General features: G+C 63.5%; 3 protein-coding genes. All 3 read right to left on the bottom strand.

Annotation, left to right across the window (positions count from 1 at the left end; all coding sequences use genetic code 11):
* The coding region (gene gcvP, locus GOW09_RS22200) for an aminomethyl-transferring glycine dehydrogenase (RefSeq protein ID WP_171121059.1) at positions 1–2,852 on the bottom strand (2,852 nt) is incomplete at its 3' end.
* Between the two features lie 144 nt (positions 2,853–2,996).
* The gene (gene gcvH / locus GOW09_RS22195; RefSeq protein ID WP_152459336.1) at positions 2,997–3,362 is read right to left on the bottom strand and encodes a glycine cleavage system protein GcvH; all 366 of its coding nucleotides are present in this window, start codon (positions 3,360–3,362) and stop codon (positions 2,997–2,999) included.
* A gap of 17 nt (positions 3,363–3,379) precedes the next feature.
* On the bottom strand, positions 3,380–4,474 hold the full coding sequence (gene gcvT, locus GOW09_RS22190; protein ID WP_171121057.1) for a glycine cleavage system aminomethyltransferase GcvT: 1,095 nt from the start codon (positions 4,472–4,474) through the stop codon (positions 3,380–3,382).

Raw genomic sequence — 4,474 nt, 5'->3', positions numbered from 1 at the left:
TCCGCGGCGTCTGCGTATGCGTCCATTGGGGGGCATGTGCAGACGAGGTTTCTGTCACCGTATGCGTTGTCGACGCGGTTGACGGGGGACCAGTATTTGTCGACGCCCATGGAGCCCGGCGGGAAGCAGGCTTGTTCGCGGGTGTAGGGGCGGTCCCAGTCGCCGACCAGATCGCGCACCGTGTGGGGGGCGTTTTTCAGCGGGTTGTTTTCCGCGTCGATCTTGCCGTCGATGATGTCCTGCGCTTCCGAGCGGATCGACAGCATGGCGTCACAGAAACGGTCCAGTTCGGCCATGGGTTCCGATTCCGTGGGCTCCACCATCAGGGTGCCGGCCACCGGCCAGCTCATCGTCGGCGCGTGGAAGCCTGAATCGATCAGGCGCTTGGCCACGTCATCGACGGTGACATGCGCCTCGGCGTCCAGCGGCCGGGTGTCGAGGATGCATTCATGCGCCACACGCCCCGTTTCCGAGGTGTAGAGGATCGGATAGGCATCCTTGAGCCGCGCCGCGATGTAGTTGGCGTTCAGGATCGCCACCTTGGTCGCCTGGGTCAGACCCGCGCCGCCCATCAGCAGCACATAGGCCCAGGACACGGGCAGGATCGAGGGCGAGCCGAAGGGCGCCGCCGAGACCGGACCCACGGCGGTGCCGTATTCCGGGTGCCCGGGCAGGTGCTCGGCCAGATGCGCCTTGACGCCGATCGGACCCATGCCGGGGCCGCCGCCGCCATGCGGGATGCAGAAGGTCTTGTGCAGGTTCAGGTGGCTGACATCGCCGCCGATATCGCCGGGGCGCGACAGGCCCACCATGGCGTTCATGTTGGCGCCGTCGATATAGACCTGACCGCCGTGATCATGGGTGATCTGGCAGACCTCCTGCACGGTGGTCTCGAACACGCCATGGGTCGACGGGTAGGTGATCATGCAGGCGGCCAGATGATCCGAGTGCTTTTCCGCCTTGGCGCGGAAGTCGGCGACATCGATATTGCCGTTCTCATCCGCCTGCACCGGCACGACCTGCCAGCCCACCATCTGCGCCGAGGCCGGGTTGGTGCCATGGGCCGAGGTCGGGATCAGGCAGACATTGCGGTGCCCTTCGCCGCGCGCAAAGTGATAGTTGCGGATGGTCAAGAGGCCCGCATATTCGCCCTGCGCGCCCGAGTTGGGCTGTTGGCTGATCGCGTCATAGCCGGTGATCTGGCACAGCTTGTCGTTCAGATCGGCGATCATCTCGTGATAGCCCTGCGCCTGATCTTCCGGGCAGAACGGGTGCAGGTTGCTGAACTCGGGCCAGGTGACCGGGATCATCTCGATCGTGGCGTTCAGCTTCATGGTGCACGATCCCAGCGGGATCATCGCCCGGTCCAGCGCCAGGTCACGGTCGGCCAGACGGCGCATATAGCGGGTGATCTCGGCCTCGGCCCGGTTCTTGTGGAAGATCGGGTGGGTCAGATATTCGCTTTCACGCAGCGCATAATCGGGCAGGCGGTATTGCTTGTTCGAGCTGTCATCCTTGCGGTCGATGCCGAAGGCGCCCCAGACCGCCTCGATGGTCTCGGGGCGGGTCTGTTCGTCCAGGCTTATGCCCACTTTCGTGTCACCGACCTTGCGCAGGTTGACGCCACGCGCCACGGCGGCCTCCATCACCGTCTTCTGCAGGTGGCCGACCTCGACCGTGATGGTGTCGAAGAACACTTCCGGTTCCACGGCAAAGCCAGCCTCTTCCAGACCGGCAGCCAGGCGCGAGGTCTTGCGGTGCACCGATTGCGCGATCGCCTTGATGCCGTCGGGGCCGTGATAGACCGCATACATCGAGGCAATCACCGCCAGCAGCGCCTGCGCGGTGCAGACGTTCGAGTTCGCCTTCTCGCGGCGGATATGCTGCTCGCGGGTCTGCAACGACAGGCGGTAGGCCTTGTTGCCGCGGCTGTCGATGGACACACCGATGATCCGGCCCGGCATGGATCGCTTCAGCTTGTCGGTGGTCGCCATATAGGCGGCGTGCGGGCCGCCATAGCCCATCGGCACACCAAAGCGCTGGGTCGAGCCGATGGCGATATCGGCGCCCATCTCGCCCGGTGACTTCAGCAGCGCCAGCGACAGGATGTCGGCGGCGACGATGGCGATGGCCTTGTGTTCATGCAGCGCCGCGATCTCGGCGGTGAAGTCGCGCACATGGCCATAGGTGCCCGGATACTGGAAGATCGCGCCGAATACCGCGCCCGCGTCCAGCTGATCCGGGTCGGCGACCTGCACGTCGATGCCCAGAGGCTCGGCCCGGGTCTTGATCACCGCGATGGTCTGCGGGTGGCAGTTCTTGTCGACGAAGAAGGCCGCGTTGTTGGCCTTGGACCGGCCGCCGCGCTTGGCCATCGCCATCGCCTCGGCCGCCGCGGTCGCCTCGTCCAGCAGCGAGGCGTTGGCCACATCGAGCCCGGTCAGGTCGCTGACCATGGTCTGGAAGTTCAACAGCGCCTCAAGACGGCCCTGGCTGATCTCGGGCTGATAGGGCGTGTAGGCGGTGTACCAGGCCGGGTTTTCCAGGATGTTGCGCAGGATCGGCGCAGGCGTGGTGGTGCCGTAATAGCCCTGACCGATCAGCGAGGTCAGAACCTTGTTCTTCCCCGCCACCTGTTTCATGTGGAAAAGCGCATCGCGTTCCGTCATCGCCGGACCCCAGTCCAGCGGCTGTTTCTGCCGGATCGCCGGTGGGACGGTGGCGTCGATCAGCTCGTCCAGCGTCTTGAAGCCGATCACCTTGAGCATGTCACGCATCTCGGTCGGGCTGGGACCGATATGGCGGCGGTTGGCAAAATCATAGGCTTCGTAGTCGGTCAGTTTGAAGGCCATTGCAGCGCTCCCATGGATAGGTCAGGGCCGGCGGAGGCTGCGGGAGCCTCCGGCGGGGATATTTCTTGCCAGATGAAGGGCGGGGCCCAAATTCGGCGGCATCAATTAATTCGATGGAGCCCCATGCCGGGACTCCGTTCGGGTTTACCCGATGAAGGCCTTGTATCCGGCTTCGTCCATCAGATCCTCGAGCTGCGACGCGTCACTGATCTTGATCTTGTAGATCCAGGCCTCGCCCTCGGGGTCTTCGTTCAGCGCGCCGGGATTGTCGGCCAGCGCCTCGTTCACCTCGACGATCTCACCATCGACCGGTGCATAGAGTTCCGAGGCCGCCTTGACGGATTCGATCACGCCGATCTCGCCGTCTTTCTCGAACTCGTCGCCCGCTTCCTGCTGCTCGACGAAGACCACCTCACCCAGCTGTTCAGCCGCGTGTTTGGTGATGCCCAGCGTGGCGGTGTCGCCTTCGACGCTCAGCCATTCATGCTCTTCGGAATAATAGGTTGCCATGCTTCTCTCTCCTGACTTCAACGCTTGTAATTCTGTTTGACGAAGGGCAGCGCCACGATCTGCGCCGGTTGCGCCTTGCCCCGGATGATCAGGTTCACCTTTTCGCCCGGCGCGCCATGGCCCGCGGACACATAGCCCATCGCGATCGGGCCACCCACCGTCGGGCCAAAGCTGCCCGAGGTGATCTGACCGATGGTGTTGCCCTCAAGGCATTGCACTTCCACGCCCTGACGGGCCGGCGCGCGGCCGTCGGGCTTGATGCCCACCAGCTTGCGCGATGCGCCCTCGGCCAGTTCGCGCTGGATACGCTCCGCACCCGGAAACCCACCTTCTTCCTTGCGGCGCTTCTGGATCGCCCAAGCCAACGAGGCCTCAATCGGCGAGGTGCTCTGGTCGATGTCATTGCCATACAGGCACAGCCCCGCCTCAAGCCGCAGGCTGTCGCGTGCGCCCAGACCGGCGGCCTCGCAATCCTCATGTGCCAGGAAGGCCTGTGTGATCTCGATCGCCTTGTCCTCGGGGATCGAGATCTCGTAGCCATCCTCGCCGGTATAGCCCAGGCGCGAGATGCGGCACTCGACACCGTTGATATCGGCCAGGGTGGTTTCCATGAACTTCAGGTCGCGGGCGGCAGGGCAGAGTTCCCCCACCACGTTTTCCGCCGCAGGACCTTGGACCGCAACCAGCGCACGGTCGAAGATCTCGGTCACTTCGACGCCGTCAAGGTTCGCTTTCATATGCGGAATGTCCTGATGGCGCAGCGCCGCGTTCACCACCACAAAGTAATGATCCCCAGCATTCGACACGATCAGATCATCCATGATCCCGCCTTCCGCGTTCGTAAAGAACCCGTACCGCGCCTTGCCTTCCTTCAGCGTCGCAAAGGCCTGCGGGCACAAAGCTTCCAGCTTCTCACCCACATTCTCACCGCGCAGGATCACCTGACCCATGTGAGACACATCAAACACCGCCGCCTTCTCACGGCACTGCTTATGCTCCCCCATGATCCCCAAAGGATACTGAACAGGCATCTCCCAACCAGCAAAATCAACCATCTTGCCGCCAAGCTCGACGTGATGGTCATACAACGGCGTGCGCTTCGGTGTGGTCAT

Origin of the sequence: Ruegeria sp. HKCCA5463 (assembly GCF_013034175.1) — a bacterium.
Taxonomy (GTDB): domain Bacteria; phylum Pseudomonadota; class Alphaproteobacteria; order Rhodobacterales; family Rhodobacteraceae; genus Ruegeria.
This window is presented reverse-complemented; position numbering and strand designations above follow the sequence as displayed.